Source organism: Mycetocola sp. CAN_C7, from assembly GCF_015752285.1.
GTDB lineage: Bacteria > Actinomycetota > Actinomycetes > Actinomycetales > Microbacteriaceae > Mycetocola_A.
In genome coordinates this window covers 266,611-285,646 of record NZ_JADOUY010000004.1, presented here as the reverse complement: position 1 = coordinate 285,646, position 19,036 = coordinate 266,611, and the positions used below count along the sequence as shown (strand labels likewise).

Sequence of the window (19,036 nt, the reverse complement as noted above, 5' to 3'; positions counted from 1 at the left end):
GGCGCGAACCCGACCGGCGCCGGTCGGCTGCGGGCTCTACGCGTCCGTGTCGCTCGGGGCATCCGTCGAGTCATCGTCAGCTGCTGCGGCCGGCGGAGCACCGAGCATGGAGACGATCTTCTTCGCGACACCGTTCGGGTCGCTGAAGAGGTCGAAGCTGTGCACCCGCAGGTAGTGCCAGCCGAGGCGCCGAAGCACGTCGGGTCTGAGCCGCAACGACTCCCGCAATGAGTCAGAACCGACTTCAGGGTCGGACTCCACTGCGATGGCTTTGCCGTCGTAGGAGGCGACGAGGGCAAGCTTGCCCCTGTAGCCCACTTCGACAGACAATCCCTGGCGGTAGAGTCGCTCGGCGAGGTCGAGGAGCATCGGTTCGGCACCATCCGTCGCCGGGGGCGTCGGAACATGCTGCACCGGCTGCCGCAGGATCTCGGTGAGCGCTGCGATGCCGTGCTGCATCCTGTCGACATCGATGTCCTCGGGCCGGATGCACGAGACGATGACCATGGATCGGCGCGCGCGGGTCATTCCGACAGCGAGCAGGCGGTCTCCGCCCGGCTTGCCGAGCGATCCGAAGTTGGACAGCACCCGACCGTGTGGGGTGACACCGTAGCCGAGTGAGAAGATCACCCGGTCGCGGCTCTCGGCGACGGACTGCTCGAGGGTGAGGACCGTGAACGGTTCCGCCCTCTCCTTGAGGATGAAGTCAGACAGGTCGGCCCGCATCGCGAAGGCGGAGATGACCGCCTGATGCACCCGCGTGGCGTGCTTCTCGCTGGCCGTGATGACCATGAGCGACTCTCGCGGCCGGTTGATGGCGTGCTCGAGCACGAGGTTCACGACCCGGGCGACCTCGGCGTCGACGCTCTCCACTCCCCCGCTCTCGGGGTCGGGCATGCCGTGTCCGTTGGGGACGTAGTCGAGGGTGAGGCTGCCGTGACCGAGGAACGAACCTGCCCAGGGGAGTGACTCGATCTCACCGCCGTAGAAGCGATGGTTGACGAGTTCGGCGAGGTCTTCGCCTCCCGCACGGTAGCTGCGGGTGAGGGTGAGGGTCGGGAGCAGACCGGACAGGTGCGCGAGAGCGGAGTCGGCATGTCGTGCGTCGACGTCGTCGGCCGCATCGGGGTGCCTGGCGTCGCCGATCGCGATGTCGAACGGTGTCGGGCTCTGCGTCACCGGGTCTCCGACCGCCACGATCTGACGGGCGCGGCGGATGGCTCCCGCGTTCTCGGCCAGCGTTGTCGCGCCGGCATCCACGAGGAAAACGGTGTCGAATCGGAGGCCGTCCGGGATGAGGTGCACTTCGTACGGGGAAGCCAGCCACACCGGCGAGAGCACCTTCGACAGGTGCGGTGCTGTGGCTTCGAGGCGCGCCGCTGTTGCGCCGTCCCCGCGCAGCAGCTTCTTGAGCGCCGTTGCTTCGTCAGGGAAGTCGACGAGGCCGATCTTCCAGGTGTCGGCGAGCAGCGCTCCGAGCAGGGCACCGGATGCCGATGCGTGCGCTTCGTCGACCAGGCGGAAGTCGGCCTCGAGACGGTCGATCACACTCGTATTGGCGCCGAGCAGTGCGCGGTCGGTCGCGAGCATGTGCTCGAGCACCGACTGCCACCACGCGAGTTCGAGTTCGGCTGCGACCTGGCTCTCGGGCACGTGACGCACCGACAGGTCGGTGATCAGTGGAGCGAGACCCTTCTCTCGCAGCTCGGCGATGAGGGTCGTGCGCTCCTGGAGGTTCTCCATCACCTGCGAGTCGGCGGCAAGGCCGGAGAGCAGACGGACCAGCTCCGTGACCGGGAGAGCGATGAGCGTTGCGGACTTGTCGCGGCCGAGTGGGACATCGAGTTTTCCGAGGTCTTCAACGACACGCTGGTACGCGACCTGCACGTCGGCGATGCCGAGTGGAACTTCAGGGGTCACACCGGCGGCCACGTAACGCTGCCACAGGGTCCGCTGCTGCTGGATCCGACGAAGGGCGGCGTTCATGTCGGCGACGTGCACACCGGGTCGCACGTATTCGCGGGCGAGTTTCTTCAGGCGCCTGCGGTTCGCGGACGACATCGCGGGGGCATCCCGCCGTGCACTCGTCGCCGCGATGAGTTCACCGAGCGACCGGTCGAAGACGCTGGGCTGGAATTTGTCGAGCGTCTCACGCACGTCGAGCAGCAGGCGCAGGTACACGCCGAGTTCCTCGACCGATTCGAACGCGCGCATGCGGGTCTGGCCGATGAGCTCGTAACCGCGTTCGAGCAGGCGGGGCAGCTCGGTGCGGTGGAGCTTCTTCGCGAGATCGTGGGTGGCTTTCGCCTGCTTGGTGCTCGAGAACTGCGCGCCGTACCATGGCGAATCGTTCGGGCCGTACTGGAACTCGCCGAGGGCGGCAGCCGTCGCCAGCTTGCGCGCGATGAGATCGCGGTTGCCGGCGAGTTTCTCGAGCGAGGCGAGGTCGAGACGGGCCGACGTGGTGGGAGGGACCGGAAGATTGCCGAGGCGGGTGAGGGCTTCGAGCGTGTCGATGACGCTCACCCTGAGGCCGCCGTCGACACGACCGAGCGAGCCGCGGTAGTCGAGGAGGACCTTGCGCAGGCGCACGAGGGCGTCGTCGACGTCGGCCACCTTGGGCGCGACCGCTTTCTCGTTACGCGAGATCGCCTGGATGAGGTCGCGGCGAATCGTGCCGGGGCTCACGGTGAAGCCGGGGAGCCCGACCTTGCTGAAGCGGTGACGGATGCCGTCGAGACTCGATCGCCTGGCACTGACGACAAGAACGCGCTTGTGCTGCGAAACGAGCTCCCCGATGGCGTTGACGACGGTCTGGGTGCCGCCGGTGCCCGGCAGCGTGGTGACGACGATCGAGTGGCCGGCGGTGATCTGCGCGATCACGTTCTCCTGCTCGGTGTCAGCGTCGAGCAGAAGGGTGTCGGTCGTCGGGGGGCGGTCGTCCTGGCCGATGGCATCCACCGGGCTGAACAGGCCCTCGACAAGTCGACGCGCTCCGGGGTTGCCGGCGATCGCGTCGAGGACGGGGTGTTCGAGGTCCCCGGCGTCGCGGGCGAGGGCGGTACCGACACCGGCGAAGGAGGAAACGACCAGTCGTGGTTGAACACTGAACCAGTCGAGGTGCTGGGTCAGCCCGCGGAGCCGGTCGATGACCGGCTGCGGTTTGAAGACGCCGTTGGTGACGGCGAGGGCTTCGAAGGATTCGGCGTCAAGAGTGATGCGGTACTGGTCGTGCAATGCACGGGCCAGTTCCGGGTTGAGGAACGGGGCGCCCTTGAGCTTGAGTTCGAAATCGCGGCCGTAACGGCGAATCGCGACCGGACGCAGCAAAACGGGAGCGGAGAAGTCTTCGTTCCCGTTGCGCCACTGGGCGAGTCCGATGGCCAGGTGGACGGATTCGATGCCGCGCACGGTGCGGAGCTCGATGCCTTTGACGGTGATCTGGTCCGCAGCGACCTTGGCGCTGCGGAGGGCGAGCTCGTCGCGGATCAGGTTCGAGAGCAGCGTCGAATGGCCGGTGATGAACTGGGGCAGGCCGCCCGGGTGTGTCGAACTGAGTTCGATGCGGGTTCGCGGTTCGTCGACGAAGTGCAGCAGGGGCGACGTACCGCCGACTGCTGCGAGCTGGCTGCGCCAGCGTTGCCGTTCCGTCTCTGCCACGTTTCCCACCGAGAAGTTCGGATCGCCGACGCTCAGACCAGTCGGACTGGTGACTGAGAGCGCGAGCGACGTATTTGCGTCGTCGATATCAAAATCGCTCGCATCTGGTTTCTTGTCTAGCCGCCACACAACCCACACCCTAAGCGCTTGCAGAGCCAATCGCCGGTAGCATCACCGGTTTTTCGCCGAGTTGGCGTGTTCGGAAGTTCTCCGCCCCCCGAACAGTTGTCGCTGCCGATGGAACAGGGGTCGTATTCGGTGAACGGTGGCGGGCCGGTCGACCTCGGGGGCCCACCCGTTCTGAGCAGAACGCTGGCGACCCTGTAGCTGTGGAGCGAGTGCTGCAGTCGCGATCGGCGAGACGTCACCAAAAAGGTCTTGCGCGCCAACCCGCGATTCCACTACGGTGATGCCTACGCCATTTGACGAAAGGAGCCAAGCGTGATTAATCCACAGTCTGCATTCGCAGTCCACACCGCTGGCTTCGTCGGCGTCTTCACCGCCTGATCGGCCGCTAGGGAAACCCACCGGTCCAGACGGTGGTGACGCTTCCGAAGCCCGACCCGGCCCGGCCGGCAGTTCTCTGCCTTCGCCTGCCCTGCGGTCATCCACCCCGTGTCCGACATGCCTCCCGCGTGTCGGTCTTTTCGCCGCTCCCAGGCGGTACCTGTTTTCGGCGACCCCGAACGCTCTTCTCAGCGCGCCCGGATCCGCCACATCCACGCAAGGAAAACATCACCATGAATACTCAGCTCACGGCCGTCCGCGGCCGTCAGGACCACCCGCCCCAACCCGTCCCCGCCGTCCGGAGCCGCCCGGTGCGACGCGTCGGTCTGCTCGACCGTGCGGCGCTGCGCGTCGGTGTCGCCCTCATCACCTGGGGACGACGGCCCGCCGGCCGGCGTCACCGGCTCCGTGTTGCGACCGAGCCGCTCGATCGACGGCTCCTGCTGGAGCAACTGCGCAACGAGTATGAGCAGTGGGGCTCGGATCTGACCCGCCTGCGATGACGTGGACACACCCAGGGAATGCCGGGCAGACGGGCCGATGCCGAAGCTGAGCTTCGGTATCGGCTCCGCCTGTTCGACCCGAGAGATGTGCCCCTGGAGGGACTCGAACCCCCAACCAACTCCTTAGGACGGAGGTGCTCTTCCATTGAGCTACAGAGGCTGACCGGTCAAGTTTAGCGGAGCCGGATACCCCCTGTGCGACGACCGCGCGCAGGCGTACCATGCGGAGTGAACGCGCCCACCACGCGGCGTCTCCCCCGGTCGGCGGAACATCCGGCCCTGCTCAGCCACCGCATTCTCCTCGATCAGACGCACCAGACCGGTAGCGTCACACCCGGCCGCAACCGGCCACACCCGCACGGAGTTGACATCATGCTCACCTCATCCGCCTCATTCACCGTCCTCCCGGCTGCTGACCTTCAGCGGGCTCACGCCTTTTACCGCGACAAGCTCGGCCTCGAACCGACGCGCGTCACCGAGGAGGGCCTTCTTTACGGCGCCGTCGGCGCCCCCGACCTCCTCATCTACCAGACGCCGAACGCGGGTACCGCGCAGAACACCCAGATCTGCTGGGCGGTTCAGGACATCCACGCGACCATGGCCGAGCTCCGCGGTACCGGCGTCACATTCGAGGATTACGACGCCGACGAGTTCCGCACCGTCGACGGAGTCGCCGAGTACGACGACGAGTACAGCGCATGGTTCAGGGACAGCGAGGGCAACTTCATCTGCCTCTCGCAGTCACGGGTCTGAGTGTCAGGCTGCGGCCGGAGTGAGGTACTGGTCCCACGCGGGCATGGCGCGCTCGGCGCCACGCACCGCCCACGTCGGCCCGTACGGCATTCGCGGCTTGGTTCGCAGCGACCAGCCCATCTCCCCGGGGGTCCTGTCACTCTTCGTGTTGTTGCACCGCAGGCAGCAGGCGACGAGGTTCTCCCACGAGTCCGCTCCCCCACGCGACCGCGGGATGATGTGGTCGATCGTCGATGCCGACGTACCGCAATACCCGCATCGATTCGCGTCTCGACGCAGCACACCCCGCCGGGTCACCGGTACCCGACGCGAACTCGGAATCTTGACGTACCGTGAAAGAACGATCACTGCCGGCCGGTCATGCGCGCCGTCCGTTCCCCACACCGGATGCCCAGTGTCGATCTCGACGATCGACGCTTTCTGATTCATGACGAGCACGAGCGCACGTCGGAATGAAACGATGGCAAGGGGTTCGTACCCGGCGTTCAACACCAGTGTGCGCATGTCGGTTCCTCTCAAATCGCCGTGACGGCTTCACGGTCATTCGGTTCTCTCCGACCGGTGAGAAGAACAGGATCCAGGCAACAAAAAAGGCGCCGTCTTTACAGACAGCGCCTTTCCACAACCGACGAGCGGCAGTGACATGAGTAGCCGGCGGGCCCTGTCTCGAGGCAACCGCAAGCATCCGTGGTGTGGATGCCGGGTATTCGATCCATGAGCTTTCCTGCACTTTCCAAAGGTCAGAGCTTTAATGTAACCCAAAATCGGCGTGCCTTCAGACGAAGGCACGCCGATTCTCAGTTGGGTGACCTGCCGTTCACCGGATGGACAGCAGGCTCAGTCCGAAGAAGCCGAGATCTAGATTCCGATCCGGACGACCCACCAGTTGTCTGCGTAGATCGGGCCGATGCGCAGCGGGGTTCCCGGACGCGAGGCGTGAAGGATCATGCCGTTGCCGGCGTAGAAACCGATGTGACCTGCACTGACCACGAGGTCGCCAGGAACAGCATCCTCGACGGAGATCCGCGTGCCCATGTTGCCCTGGGCAGTCGACGAGTGCGGCATGTTGATGCCGAACTGGGCGTAGACGTATTTGACGAAGCCCGAGCAGTCGAAGCCGGCAGGAGTTGCTCCGCCGTAGACATACGGCACGCCCTGGTACTGCAGCGCGACCGAGAAGACCTGCTCGAGGCTGAATTCCGGGTACGGAGGCGCTGAAAGGTAGTCCTCAGCCGACGGCCCGGTGAACGTCGACTGTGTGTCGACGAAGGTGGCCCGCTGGGCGGCCGCGTCCGCGGCTGCCTTGGTGGCGGCGAGCTCTGCGACTGTGGTTGCGGAGTACGCGTCACGCGTCACTGCGTTTGCTGCGACGTCTTCGTCGACCGAGAGCGACTGAGCGCCTGACTCCTTGAGCGACTGCAGTTCCGAGGTGCCGTCGGCGTCGTCGGTCACGGGAGTGAAGGCGTAGGCGGGAAGAGCCATGGTGGCGAACAGGCCGGGGACGACGAGTGCCATGATCGCGGTCGACCGCCACGCGCGCCAGCCGGTGGGTTTGGTCTGCGCCTTCGGCTTGGAGGCCGGGCCCGTCGACGACGACGGGGCGGCGGGAGCGAAACGACGGCTGACAGTGCCGCGGCGGGAAACTGCTACCTGGCGTTCGCCGGCGTCTGAGCCTGTCGGCTTCATCGAGTCACCGGGTGCGCCCGGGTTGGTGTTTTCGGCCAAAGTGCAAACCTCCGGCGCCTCGCACAGCAGATTAGGGCCACTGTCTCGTCCGCAAGGAAAATATCGGGTGCGCGACGGAGGGAGACGAGCAAGAGAGGCGCCCTACATCGGGTCCTGCGATCGACTGGCGACCTTCGGACTTATCCGAGGGTACGTGACCGTTACCAATTTGTCACCTTTATTCGCAGAAAAATAACGAACAGGTAACGGCGAATCGAGGCGAAACGGACATCGACCGGTCACGGCGGCTGGCCGTGAGCGCGACCCAGCCGGGTCAGGGGGTCTGGACGAAGATGTGTCCTGCGACCTCGTTGGGCAGTTCGAGTCCGTTGCCGAGCCCGTCGACCTGAACCAGGACATACGAACCGACGGCCGAGAAGACCGCTTCGTTTCCAGGGAGGATTCCTGCCTGCTTGAGCTGAACGAGGAGCTCCGGATCGACCTGCGCCGGCTCACCGAGGCGACGGATCGTGGCGGTGACCGGCTCGGATCCGCTGCGCACGAGTTCGACGATATTGGTCACACCGTGAGAAAAAGTCCCGGCAGGCGCGTCGCCGAGTTCATCGAGGCCGGGAATCGGGTTGCCATAGGGCGATTCGGTGGGGTGGTCGAGCATGGCGAGGAGTTTGCGCTCGACCTGCTCGCTCATCACGTGCTCCCAGCGGCAGGCTTCTTCGTGGACGTACTCCCACTCCAGGCCGATCACGTCGCTGAGGAGTCGTTCGGCGAGCCGGTGCTTGCGCATGACGTGCACGGCCTTGCTCCGTCCGGTACCCGTGAGTTCGAGGTGCCGGTCGCCGGAGACGACGACGAGTCCGTCGCGTTCCATCCGCCCGACCGTCTGAGACACCGTCGGTCCCGAGTGTCCCAGTCGCTCAGAGATCCGTGCACGAAGCGGCACGATGTTCTCTTCTTCCAGCTCAAGGATGGTACGGAGGTACATCTCGGTGGTGTCAATCAGATCAGTCATTGACGGCTCCCCATGGTTCAGCGCAATTGCGACCAGCCTAGCGGGGATGAGAAGACTCGCGGCGCTCGAGCCCGTTCACCGTCCGTTCATCGTCCATCCGGCATCCTGCGCCTTCTAGGATGAGGGAATGCCTGAGATCGCGATCCCCACAGAACTCCTGCCAGCAGACGGTCGATTCGGCTGCGGACCCTCGAAAGTGCGGGAGGAGCAGCTGGATGCCGTCGCTCGCGCCGGCGCCACCCTGCTCGGTACGTCGCACCGCCAGGCCCCGGTGAAGAAACTCGTCGGCAGCGTTCGCGCCGGTTTCGAGAACCTGTTCGCTCTCCCCGACGGCTACGAGGTCGTCCTCGGCAACGGCGGATCGACGGCGTTCTGGGATGCCGCCGCGTTCGGCCTGATCGAACGGCGCAGCGAGAACCTCGTCTTCGGCGAGTTCGGTCAGAAGTTCGCGAAAGCGGCCGCAGCCCCCTGGCTCGAAGCACCGCTCGTGCGTGAGGCCCCTGGCGGGTCCCGCAGCGAGGTGGAGGTCACTGCCGGCGTCGACGTCTACGCGTGGCCCCACAACGAGACATCCACAGGAGTGATGGCACCCGTACAGCGGGTCGTCGGCGACCCGGGTGCCCTGACGGTGGTGGATGCCACGAGCGCGGCAGGCGGGATCTCGGTCGACGCGTCAGAGACGGACGTCTACTACTTCGCCCCGCAGAAGAACTTCGCGTCAGACGGCGGGCTCTGGTTCGCCCTCTTCTCGCCGGCTGCGATCGAACGAGTCGAGCGCGTCGCCGCATCCGACCGGTACATTCCCGAGTTCCTCAGCCTCAAGAACGCGGTCGACAATTCGCGGCTCAACCAGACCCTCAACACACCCGCCCTGGCAACGCTCGTCATGCTCGACAGCCAGCTGGAGTGGATGAATTCCAGCGGCGGACTTGACTGGGCGTCAGCGCGAACCCTCGAGTCGTCGTCTCACCTGTACGACTGGGCCGAGAAGACGTCGTACACGACGCCGTTCGTGACGAACCCTGCTCACCGTTCCCAGGTGGTCGTGACCATCGACTTCGATGAGTCGATCGATGCGACGGCGATCGCGAAGGCACTCCGCGCCAACGGCATCGTCGACACGGAGCCGTACCGCAAGCTCGGCAGAAACCAGCTGCGCGTCGCGACCTTCACCGCGATCGACCCCGACGACGTGCGCCAGCTCACCCGCAGCATCGAGTACGTGGTCGGCGCCCTGTAGGCCGAGCCCGACCCGACAGGAAATGCCCCCTCGATCTGAGGGGGCATTTCCTGTGCAGGCAGTCCCGGCTGGGAGCCGGTCCGGCTCAGTAGCTGCGTTCAGCTCCCTTGTCGCCGTACTCGTCCTCATCGTCGTCGTCGTCGTCGTCTGACTCGTCGTCGTCATCCTCGTCGTCGTCGTCGTCGTCTGACTGGTCGTCATCGTCGTCGTCGTCCGACTCGTCGTCGTCAGAATCGTTCTCATCGATCTCGTCGACGTCGACACCGTCGACGTCTCCGGCGTGAAGGATGCTGAACTCGTCGTCGTCGTCCTCTTCGTCGTCGTCGCCCTCATCGAGCAGCGCCGCCGCCTCGGCGAGCGCGCGCGCCTCGCTTTCGGCGACTTCCTGAGACGCCTGGTAGTCCGCGAGGCGCTCAGACCACGGCACCCAGTCCGGCGCCAGGAGGGCATTCTCGCCTGGCATGAGCTCGGTTTCCAGAATGGTCGGTTCACCGTCATCGCCGACTCGGGCGAGGGTGACCGTCCAGTGCCAGCCGGGGTACCCGGCGAGCGTGCTTTCGAAGAAGAGAGAGAGTACGTGATCGTCCTCGGCGGCGTGACCGACAACGGCACCGATGGTCGATTCAGGTGTGACGTCGAGCAGGGCAGCGCGCGCGACGTCGACCGAGGCCCGGAGAACCTCGTCGGCAACGGGAGCCGGCCGAGGCGGAGCCTCAGCGGCGTCGGGGCGACCCTCATCCTGCTCGCCGTCACCCGCGACCTCGGGCTCATCCGAGTTCACGGCGGACTCGCCTGCAGCCGACGCGCTTCCGTCAGACGAGGCGACGTCTGCGACAGTGCCGTCGGCAGTATCTGGCGCCGGCGTCGTCTGCGCGTCCGGACCGGACTCGGCGGCAGGAGCCGGGTCGACGACATCCGTCTGCGGCGCCTGCGTAACCTCTGCCGTCACAGGTGCATCGGCCCCGTCAGCCGACGGATTCTGGGTGGAGTTCTCGGTGTCGGTCATCGGAGTGCTCCTCGTAAAAAGACGGCGGGCCCAGCCTGGCGCGGCGATCACGCGTCCAGTTCGTCGGCCACGCGACGCAGCAACTGTGCGATCTTGCGGCTGTGGGCGTTATCGGGGTAGCGGCCCTTGCGGAGGTCCCCACCGAGCCCGTCGAGCAGCTTCACGAGGTCCTCGATGATGATCGCCATGTCATCGGCGGGCTTGCGCTTCATCTTGACCAGGCTCGGCGGAGCATCGAGCACACGAACAGACAGCGCCTGAACGCCACGTTTGCCGTCGGCGATGCCGAACTCGAGCCGGCTGCCCGCCTTGACGGAGGTCACGCCTGCGGGAAGAGCGGATGCGTGCAGGAAGACTTCCTGACCGTCATCGCTCGCGATGAAGCCGAAGCCCTTTTCCTCGTCGTAGAACTTAACCTTGCCGGTGGGCATGGACCAAACCTCGCTGTGAACTGGACACACCGGGGAATCCGGCGTGCGATGCTGTCGCCACGGCAGTAACCGCGGTCGAACGGGATGAACCCCGCCTCTCCAGCTTAGAGCGTCAGCGAAAGCTCGGCGTGTCGGTCGCGTTGGGCATCGCAACACCGGTGCCGATATCCTGAGGACTGTGACCGATCCTCAACCGCATAACGCCAGCCGCCTCGAGCGGGTCCTCGCGTTCATGCTCCTCGCCCTGGTGCTGCTCTCCGTCGGCACCTTCATCGCGATCATGGTGGGAACAGGGCAGGGCATGGGGTCGGACGATTTCGCAGCCGGGCTCTGGCCCGTCGTCGTCATGGTCCCGTACATCGGGCTTCCACTTGCGATCGTGCTCCTGATCACGCTGATGATCTCCAGCGCGGTGCGCCGCGCCCGTGAATCCCGACGAAGCCAGAACTGACCGGAACGCCGGCAGCCCATGACTGACATCCTGACCCTCGCCGGAAGTCTTCGGGCGCTCCCGGACACCGGCCTCGAAGCCCTGCTCACCGAACGCCGGATTCAGCCGCAGGCGCGCGTCACCGACTTCTTCGATCTTGCCGAGCTCCTGCTCGACGCCGGTGGAATCCGATCAGCGCTGCAACGACTCGACCGGCTGACACTCAGTGTGATTGCCGCATCGACGCCTGAACCCCTCTCCGCAACAGAAATCGCCAGTCGCCACGCCTCGTTCGGTGGGGACTCTCTCGATCCGGTCGAGGTCGCCGGGCGCGCCGGTCTCGCAGCCGAGCGTGCGCTCCTCAGCCGCGTGGGTGACCGATTCGCGGCGATCGATGCTGTCGCCACCGTTCTCGACGGCTGGTCGACACCCGATCTGCCCATTGCGACGCACCTTGCCGCAACGCCTCCCCCTGCCCTCCCCGCGTCCGAGCCGGCCGAGGCAGCCGCGCTCACCGATCTCAGCGCCGCCGAGCACGCCTTCCAGACCACTTCGGCGAGCGCTGAATTGCTCACCGAACTGCTCGTGCATCCGGCCAGGGAACTGGGCAAGGGCGGTCCGGCGCTGCCGGAACGCAAACGCCTGGCCCACGCCATGCAGGTCGATCACGCGGCCGTGGACTCCTACCTCGATCTCACCGTGCGTGCCGGTCTCGTCAGCCACGAACCCGGAATGTGGCTCACAGCACCGGCCGGTGAGGACTGGCTCGAACTGACGGCTGGCGAACGGTGGCGCGTGCTCGCCGACGCGTGGCTCGGCGCCCTTCCTCCGCAGGTGCGACAGGTTCTCAGCGGACGGACCCGCTCCACGTGGGGCGGTGCCCTGCAGGAGTACGCGCACTGGCTCTACCCGGCAGGCGGAGACTGGATCTCCACCCAGGTCTCGCGGGTCACCGATCAGGCCAGGATGCTGGGCATCACCAGTGGCCCGTCCACCGGAGCCCAGGTACCGAGCACCGCGGGCAGAATCCTCCTCGAAACGGATGCGACGGCCGCCGCAGCAGCGATGTCCTCCCACTTTCCCACCCACGTGCGCCAGGTGTACCTCCAGCACGACCTCACGATCATCTCTCCCGGGCCGCTCGAACCCCGCACCGATGTGCGTTTGCGCGCGTTCGCCGACCTCGAAGGCCGCGCCCAGGCATTCAGCTACCGGTTGTCACCCGAGAGCGTGAACAGGGCCCTCTCTTCGGGCGAGACCGCCGAAGGAATGCTGGAATTCCTGTCTGCCCTCTCGCTCACCGGCATCCCGCAGCCGGTCGAGTACCTCATCTCACAGGCCGCCTCCCGCTTCGGCATGGTCCGGGTCGGGCCTCTGACGGTCGAGACAGCGGATGCCGCGTCGAGCGGGGCGAGCAGCTACGTCCGTTCGGACGACAGCGCGATGATCGGGCTGCTCGATGTCGATCAGGCACTCAGCTCGCTCGGCCTGCGCCGTTCCGGCGTGCATCGGATGATCAGCCGCTTCGATTTCGAGGTCGTGTTCTGGGCGCTCAGCGACGCGCGGTATCCGGTCGCCGCCGAGAATACGGAGGGCGAGACGATCAGCCTTCGGCGTCGTCGTGTCGCTCACCCGGTCTCGGCACCGGCGGAGGTCGACCATGGCGACCTCATCGCACGGTTGCGTGAGGCGGAGGCCGACGCATCCGGAGGCACAGACCTGGCGTGGATCGCCCGGCAGATCGACGCGGCCATCCGCGCGAAACAGACCATCACTGTCACGGTCGATGTGCCGCGCTCCGGACCGATGGAGTTCGTTCTCGAACCGACGGGTGTGTCAGGCGGGCGCCTTCGCGGCCGCGACAAGAAAGCCGACATCGAGCGCACCCTGCCGCTCTCCAGCATCCTCGAACTGAAGTAGGCGCGCGCACCGAGTTCACAGGCGACCCGACTAGGCTGGCTAGCTATGTCTGATGGCCCTCTCATCGTCCAAAGCGACCGCACTGTCCTGCTCGAGGTCGCGCACCCCCTCGCCGAGGACGCCCGGCACGACCTCGCCGTTTTCGCGGAGCTCGAACGCGCCCCCGAGCACATCCACACCTACCGGATCACCCGGCTGGGTTTGTGGAACGCCCGGGCAGCCGGCCACGATTCGGCCGACATGCTGGCGACGCTCGAAAAGTACTCGAAGTTCGCGATCCCGCCAACGGTGTCCATCGACATCACCGAAACCGTCGGGCGCTACGGTCGCCTCATCATCGAACGCAACGATGACGGCGAACTCGTGCTGCAGTCCAACGACGAAGCGGTGCTCACCGAGATCTCGCACGCCAAGCGCATCGCCCCTCTTCTTATCGGCCACCCCACACCCGACTCCTACCTCGTCGAACCGTGGGCGCGCGGTCAGCTCAAGCAGGAGCTCGTGAAAATCGGCTGGCCGGCCGAGGACCTCGCCGGGTACACCCCGGGTACACCGCACGAGATCGGCCTGCTCGAGGATGACTGGCATCTGCGCGACTACCAGCAGAAGGCCATCGACAATTTCTTCGAGGGCGGCTCCGGAGTCGTCGTGCTCCCCTGTGGTGCTGGCAAGACCCTCGTCGGTGCAGGCGCCATGGCGACCGCCAAGACGAATACCCTCATCCTCGTGACGAACACCGTCTCGGCGAGGCAGTGGCGGGATGAACTCCTGCGCCGCACCACCCTCACCGAAGACGAGATCGGCGAGTACTCCGGCCAGCTCAAAGAGGTGAAGCCGGTGACGATCGCCACCTACCAGATCCTCACCGCACGCCGCAAAGGCGAGTACGCTCACCTCGCACTCCTCGACGCGATGGACTGGGGCCTCGTGGTCTACGACGAGGTGCACCTGCTGCCCGCACCGGTGTTCAAGCTGACCGCCGAACTGCAGGCGAGGCGTCGACTGGGCCTCACGGCCACCCTGGTGCGCGAAGACGGTCGCGAGGGCGACGTGTTCAGCCTCATCGGTCCGAAGCGATTCGACGCGCCGTGGAAGGAGATCGAGGCCCAGGGTTTCATCTCCCCCGCTTCCTGCTACGAGGTGCGAATCGACCTCCCACAGACCGACCGGCTCAGCTACGCCGCGGCATCCGACGACGACCGGTATCGGCTCGCAGCGACCGCTCCCGCCAAGCTCGGAGTCGTTCGCGACCTCGTCGCGCGGCATCCGGGTGAACGCATCCTCGTGATCGGCCAGTACCTCGACCAGATCGACGAGCTCGCAGAAGCCCTGAACGCTCCGAAGCTCACTGGCGCCACAGCTGTCGACGAACGTGAACGACTCTTCCAGGCCTTCCGGGTCGGCGAGATCTCCGTCCTCGTCGTGTCGAAGGTCGCCAACTTCTCGGTCGACCTCCCCGAGGCGACGGTGGCTATCCAGGTCTCCGGCTCGTTCGGTTCGCGTCAGGAGGAAGCGCAGCGCCTCGGTCGTCTCCTCCGACCGAAGGAGTCAGGGCTCAGTGCGAACTTCTACACGCTCGTTGCCCGCGACACCGTCGACCAGGACTTCGCGCAGAACCGTCAGCGGTTCCTCGCCGAGCAGGGGTACAGCTACACGATCCTCGACGCGCACGCCCTCGCCGCGTAAGCGGTCGCCGGCCTGCAGGTCAGGCGTTCGTGTGCGGTCGGGTGTACCGGAGAAGCAGCGTTCCGTCGGATTCCAGGACATGAGCGAGATCCATCGGGCGCCGTTCTGTTGCTGTGGCTCCCGCGACGATCCGGGGAGCGCCAGGCCCCTCGAGTGCCGGGCCGATGGTCAGGCAGATCTCGTCGACCGCGTCGCCGCGCACGAGGTCGGCGAAAAATCGCGGGCCACCCTCGCAGTGCACCTGCGCGAGTCCGCGCTCCGCCAGCAGGCGGAGCATCCGTGTGGGGTCGACGTCTGATGTGCCCGCGATGAGCACGTCGGCCACGACGGAGAGCGCTTTTCTCCTCTCGATCGGCGCTCCCTCGACGGTGATGACGATCGGTCGGACGGGAGCGTCGGTGAAGATTCGGGACTCCGGGTCGAGGTCGAGCCCGGCAGACACGATCGCGAACACCGGGTGGGCAGGCAGGCCGTGCGCACGACGCCAGTCGACAGCGGAGGACTCCAGCCGCATCGGGCCGTAGCCCTCAGCCCTCACCGTTCCCGCGCCGACGACGACGACGTCGCACAGCCGGCGCAGCAGGTCGAAAACCCGGAGATCTGCCGCCGAACCGAGCCCGGCAGACAAGCCGTCGGAGGTCGCGGCACCGTCGACGCTCGAGATGAAGTTCACTCGCAGCCATTGCTCGGTGCGGTCCGCGACGGTGTAGAGCTCGAGGATCGCACCGTCGTCGAGATCACCTCCGCCGGGAACAAGAGATCGGATGGCAGGCTCAGTCATTGGCATCCCCCATGTTGTGCCGCAGGTAGGCGGGAGCGCGGAAGCCGAGGATCGCTTCGGTCATGCGGGCGGCATCCACCGCCGGTCGGATGTTGTGCATGCGGATGATGCGTGCGCCATTCATGATGGCGACGACAGCAGCAGCCAGCGATCCGTCGACCCGGTCGCCCCGGTCACGGTCGAGGGTCTCGCCGATGAAATCCTTGTTCGAGACCGCGGCGAGCGCCGGGTAGCCGAGCGCCGCGACCTCCCCGAACCGCCTGGTCAGTTCAAGCGAATGCAGGGTGTTCTTGTTGAGGTCGTGGCCCGGGTCGATCAGGATGCGTGCGGCGGGGATTCCGGAGCTCACGGCAGCGTCGATCCGGTTGCTGAGAAAGGCGACGACATCGGCGACGACGTCGTCGTACGTCGGCCGGGCGACCGGCGTGCGTGGTTCGGCGAGGCTGTGGGTGATCACGATGGAGGCGTCACTGTCAGCGACGACGCGAGCCATCTCGGGGTCACGGAGCCCCGTCGTATCGTTGATGAGGTCGGCGCCCGCCTCGATGCTCCCGCGCGCCACCTCGGGCTGGAAGGTGTCGACAGAGATGACGACGTCGGATGCTGCGCGAATGGCCCTGATGACCGGGACGACCCGATCCACCTCGTCGGACACGGGCAATTCTGGTCCGGGCGCGAACGGGGCGCCTCCGATGTCGATGATGTCGGCTCCGTCATCAACGGCTGCGAGTGCGGCAGCCACCGCCGCATCGAACGCGAATGTACTGCCTCGATCGTAAAACGAGTCCGGCGTGCGATTGACGACAGCCATCACCGCCACCTGCCGGGAGAAATCGAACGAGTGGGCACCGATCGTGCGCATCAGGGCGAGCCGCTCAGCGGACCGTGGCAACCCGGTGTCAGTCATAGGTCCATCGTGCCTCACCTCTCCCCTCAACTCGTGCACCGGCGACGTTCAGGAACAATTCAGCCAACACGCAGATACTGGGTACATGACTGGACCACGCATCCTTATCGTCGATGACGAACCGAACATCCGCGACCTGCTCACCACGAGCCTCCGTTTCGCCGGCTTTGCCGTGCGAGCCGTCGGAAACGGCGCCCAGGCCATCTCGGCCGTTCTGGAAGAAGAGCCTGACCTGATCATCCTCGACGTCATGCTCCCAGACATGAACGGGTTCGGCGTGACGAAACGCCTCCGTTCCGCCGGGTACACCGCCCCCATCCTGTTCCTCACCGCAAAAGACGACACCGAAGACAAGATCATGGGCCTCACCGTCGGTGGTGACGATTACGTCACGAAACCATTCAGCCTCGACGAGATCGTGGCCCGCATCAAGGCAATCCTCAGGCGCACAATGCATGCTGATGAGGATGCCGTCATCCGCGCGGGCGAACTCACCATGGATCAGGACACCCATGAGGTTCTCGTCGGTGAGACGCCGATCGAGTTGAGTCCCACCGAGTTCAAGCTTCTGCGTTACCTCATGCTCAATCCCAACCGGGTGCTGAGCAAAGCACAGATCCTCGACCATGTCTGGGAGTACGACTTCAACGGGGACGCCGGCATCGTCGAGAGCTACATCTCCTACCTGCGACGCAAGCTGGATCAGTTCTCGACGGAACCTCTCATCCAGACCAAGCGCGGATTCGGCTACATGCTGAAGACAGCGAAGGCGTAGACCGAATACGGGTAAATGCACGATCAAGTAGCCGAGTGGTGGAACGCGATTTCACTGCGCACGAAGATCACCGGCGTGACCGTGCTCGTCCTGACCTTCGGCTTGCTCGTCGCCGGCGTCGGAACCGTGGTGATGCTGCGCCCTGCGCTCATCAGCAAGGTTGATTCCGATCTCGTCGCCGCGGCGCAGTCCCCTGTGCCGCCAGGCTTCCTCAACCTCGACGCAGCCGAGGACGACAACGCCGGCGACATGGTCCGCGACAACCTGTCATCTGACTACTTCACGGCGATCTACAACGCCGACGGTGAGTTCGAGGCTGCGACCTGGCAGGACCGGCCGACCCGCACACTCCCGGTGATCAGCCCGACCTTCATGCTGAGCGACGCCGTGAAACAGGACAATGTCTTCGAGCTGCACAGTGCAGACCGCAAGACGACCTACCACGCCGTCGTCGTGCCGTACCAGTGGGACCACCAGGGCTCGATCGGAGTGGTGCTCGTCGCGATCTCGATGCGAGAGACCGAGACGATCATCGCCACCTACCTCACCATCTTCTTCGGCCTCGGGCTCGGCGTCATCATCATCGGCGCTCTCCTCACCCGGCTGCTCGTCACGAGTACGTTCCATCCGCTGCGTGAGGTCGAACACACCGCAGCCGCCATCGCCGACGGCGACTTCAGCCAGCGGCTCGCGGTTGCTACTCCGAACACCGAGGTCGGCCGGCTCAACCGATCCCTCAACACCATGCTCGCGCGCATCGACCAGGCGTTCTCCGACCGCGCGCGCACCATCGACCAGATGAGGCGATTCGTCGGCGACGCCAGCCACGAGCTCCGCACTCCCCTCGTGACGGTGCGCGGCTACGCCGAGCTGTACCGGATGGGTGCGCTTCAGGACTCCGATCAACTCAGCCAGGCAATGGACCGGATCGAGAAAGAAGCGATCCGCATGGGCGGACTCGTCGAGGACCTTCTCGAACTGGCCAGGCTCGACGAGACGAAGCCCATGGTGCTCACCCCTGTCGACCTCTCCCCCATCGCGCGGGATGCCGCCCTCGACACCAACGCGTCATCTCCCGGCCGCACCGTCAGGGTGGTCGTCGACAACCCGCCCAGGCCCGCACCCGAACAGCCGACGACCGAACCGGCCACGCCGGCGACCGGTGTGACCAGACCCCAGCAGGGAAGCGACGATCCGACGGCCACCGGACCGATCGCCTTCGCGGGTGCCACCTTGGCCCGCCTGCGTCAGCGCCGCCCCAAGAAGTCCACAGACACCGGATCAACTGTGAGGATCGACCCGCACCTCTCGATCACTCCTGCGAGCAAACCGCAGACACCGGCGATCGTTCTCGGTGAGGAGAACAAGCTGCGCCAGGTCGTCACCAACCTCGTCGGCAACGCTCTCCGCTTCACACCTCAGGACAGCCCGCTCGAGATCGGTGTGTCGGCGAATCCCGCGACCGGGCAGGCGACGATCGCCGTCATCGACCACGGACCCGGGGTTCCTCCGCAGATCCGCGAGAAAATCTTCCAGCGCTTCTGGCGCGCAGACAGTTCACGCACACGCGAGACAGGCGGCTCAGGCCTCGGGCTCGCGATCGTGTCGTCGATCGTCGCCGCACACAACGGAACGGTGAGCGTCTCAGAGACGCCTGGCGGTGGCGCCACGTTCCGGATCACCCTGCCGCTCGCCGGCACCAGCAGCGAACCGTCGGCTCCGACCATCTGACGCCTTCCCGG

16 protein-coding genes and 1 tRNA gene are annotated in these 19,036 nt (G+C 65.8%); 8 read left to right on the top strand and 9 right to left on the bottom strand.

Going from position 1 to position 19,036, the window contains the following annotated elements; translation table 11 throughout:
* Positions 1–36 precede the first annotated feature (36 nt).
* Positions 37–3,789, bottom strand: coding sequence for an AAA family ATPase (locus IWX78_RS10745; protein ID WP_442929240.1), 3,753 nt, complete (start codon positions 3,787–3,789; stop codon positions 37–39).
* Positions 3,790–4,400: 611 nt separating this feature from the next.
* Here IWX78_RS10745 and IWX78_RS10740 point away from each other — a divergent pair.
* Positions 4,401–4,670, top strand: coding sequence for a hypothetical protein (locus IWX78_RS10740; protein ID WP_196833521.1), 270 nt, complete (start codon positions 4,401–4,403; stop codon positions 4,668–4,670).
* An 88-nt stretch (positions 4,671–4,758) separates the two neighbouring features.
* Here the strand turns inward: IWX78_RS10740 and IWX78_RS10735 are convergent.
* Positions 4,759–4,830: transfer RNA gene (locus IWX78_RS10735), tRNA-Arg, on the bottom strand.
* A 212-nt stretch (positions 4,831–5,042) separates the two neighbouring features.
* On the opposite strand from IWX78_RS10735, the gene IWX78_RS10730 reads away from it, so the two are divergent.
* Positions 5,043–5,423 (top strand): VOC family protein, encoded by a 381-nt coding sequence (locus tag IWX78_RS10730; protein WP_196833520.1) that lies wholly within the window; start codon positions 5,043–5,045, stop codon positions 5,421–5,423.
* A 3-nt stretch (positions 5,424–5,426) separates the two neighbouring features.
* Here the strand turns inward: IWX78_RS10730 and IWX78_RS10725 are convergent, their stop codons facing one another.
* The 3 genes from IWX78_RS10725 to IWX78_RS10715 all read right to left on the bottom strand — a co-directional run bounded on the left by IWX78_RS10725 (position 5,427) and on the right by IWX78_RS10715 (position 8,118).
* Positions 5,427–5,927: an HNH endonuclease gene (locus IWX78_RS10725; protein WP_196833519.1), complete on the bottom strand. Its 501-nt coding sequence runs from the start codon at positions 5,925–5,927 to the stop codon at positions 5,427–5,429.
* A gap of 354 nt (positions 5,928–6,281) precedes the next feature.
* Positions 6,282–7,148: a C40 family peptidase gene (locus tag IWX78_RS10720; RefSeq protein ID WP_334684685.1), complete on the bottom strand. Its 867-nt coding sequence runs from the start codon at positions 7,146–7,148 to the stop codon at positions 6,282–6,284.
* A 274-nt stretch (positions 7,149–7,422) separates the two neighbouring features.
* The gene (locus tag IWX78_RS10715) at positions 7,423–8,118 is read right to left on the bottom strand and encodes a metal-dependent transcriptional regulator (protein ID WP_196833518.1); all 696 of its coding nucleotides are present in this window, start codon (positions 8,116–8,118) and stop codon (positions 7,423–7,425) included.
* Between the two features lie 127 nt (positions 8,119–8,245).
* On the opposite strand from IWX78_RS10715, the gene serC reads away from it, so the two are divergent.
* Entirely contained in the window at positions 8,246–9,358 is a 1,113-nt protein-coding gene (gene serC / locus IWX78_RS10710; protein WP_196833517.1) for a phosphoserine transaminase, read from the top strand.
* An 85-nt stretch (positions 9,359–9,443) separates the two neighbouring features.
* Here serC and IWX78_RS10705 read toward each other — a convergent pair whose 3' ends face one another.
* Positions 9,444–10,364, bottom strand: a complete 921-nt coding sequence (locus IWX78_RS10705) for a DUF3027 domain-containing protein (RefSeq protein WP_196833516.1) — start codon at positions 10,362–10,364, stop codon at positions 9,444–9,446.
* A 47-nt stretch (positions 10,365–10,411) separates the two neighbouring features.
* Positions 10,412–10,795 carry a cold-shock protein gene (locus tag IWX78_RS10700; protein ID WP_196833515.1) on the bottom strand — a complete coding sequence of 128 codons (384 nt, stop codon included), beginning with the start codon at positions 10,793–10,795 and terminating at the stop codon, positions 10,412–10,414.
* 178 nt (positions 10,796–10,973) lie between these two features.
* On the opposite strand from IWX78_RS10700, the gene IWX78_RS10695 reads away from it, so the two are divergent.
* The 3 genes from IWX78_RS10695 to IWX78_RS10685 are packed head-to-tail and all read left to right on the top strand — an operon-like array spanning position 10,974 to position 14,831.
* Positions 10,974–11,246, top strand: a complete 273-nt coding sequence (locus tag IWX78_RS10695; RefSeq protein ID WP_334684684.1) for a multidrug ABC transporter ATPase — start codon at positions 10,974–10,976, stop codon at positions 11,244–11,246.
* Positions 11,247–11,264: 18 nt separating this feature from the next.
* Positions 11,265–13,145, top strand: coding sequence for a helicase-associated domain-containing protein (locus tag IWX78_RS10690; protein ID WP_196833514.1), 1,881 nt, complete (start codon positions 11,265–11,267; stop codon positions 13,143–13,145).
* Between the two features lie 45 nt (positions 13,146–13,190).
* Positions 13,191–14,831: a DNA repair helicase XPB gene (locus IWX78_RS10685; RefSeq protein WP_196833513.1), complete on the top strand. Its 1,641-nt coding sequence runs from the start codon at positions 13,191–13,193 to the stop codon at positions 14,829–14,831.
* Between the two features lie 19 nt (positions 14,832–14,850).
* Here the strand turns inward: IWX78_RS10685 and IWX78_RS10680 are convergent, their stop codons facing one another.
* Both IWX78_RS10680 and folP read right to left on the bottom strand, forming a co-directional pair.
* Positions 14,851–15,612, bottom strand: a complete 762-nt coding sequence (locus tag IWX78_RS10680; RefSeq protein ID WP_196833512.1) for a pyrimidine reductase family protein — start codon at positions 15,610–15,612, stop codon at positions 14,851–14,853.
* On the bottom strand, positions 15,605–16,519 hold the full coding sequence (folP, locus tag IWX78_RS10675; protein WP_196833511.1) for a dihydropteroate synthase: 915 nt from the start codon (positions 16,517–16,519) through the stop codon (positions 15,605–15,607). The genes IWX78_RS10680 and folP overlap by 8 nt, the downstream gene beginning before the upstream one ends.
* Positions 16,520–16,604: 85 nt before the next feature.
* Between folP and IWX78_RS10670 the strand changes: the two genes are divergently transcribed.
* Together IWX78_RS10670 and IWX78_RS10665 are read left to right on the top strand one after the other, a co-directional pair.
* Positions 16,605–17,294 (top strand): response regulator transcription factor, encoded by a 690-nt coding sequence (locus tag IWX78_RS10670; protein WP_108391630.1) that lies wholly within the window; start codon positions 16,605–16,607, stop codon positions 17,292–17,294.
* A gap of 15 nt (positions 17,295–17,309) precedes the next feature.
* Positions 17,310–19,025, top strand: coding sequence for a HAMP domain-containing sensor histidine kinase (locus IWX78_RS10665; RefSeq protein WP_196833510.1), 1,716 nt, complete (start codon positions 17,310–17,312; stop codon positions 19,023–19,025).
* Positions 19,026–19,036: the final 11 nt, after the last annotated feature.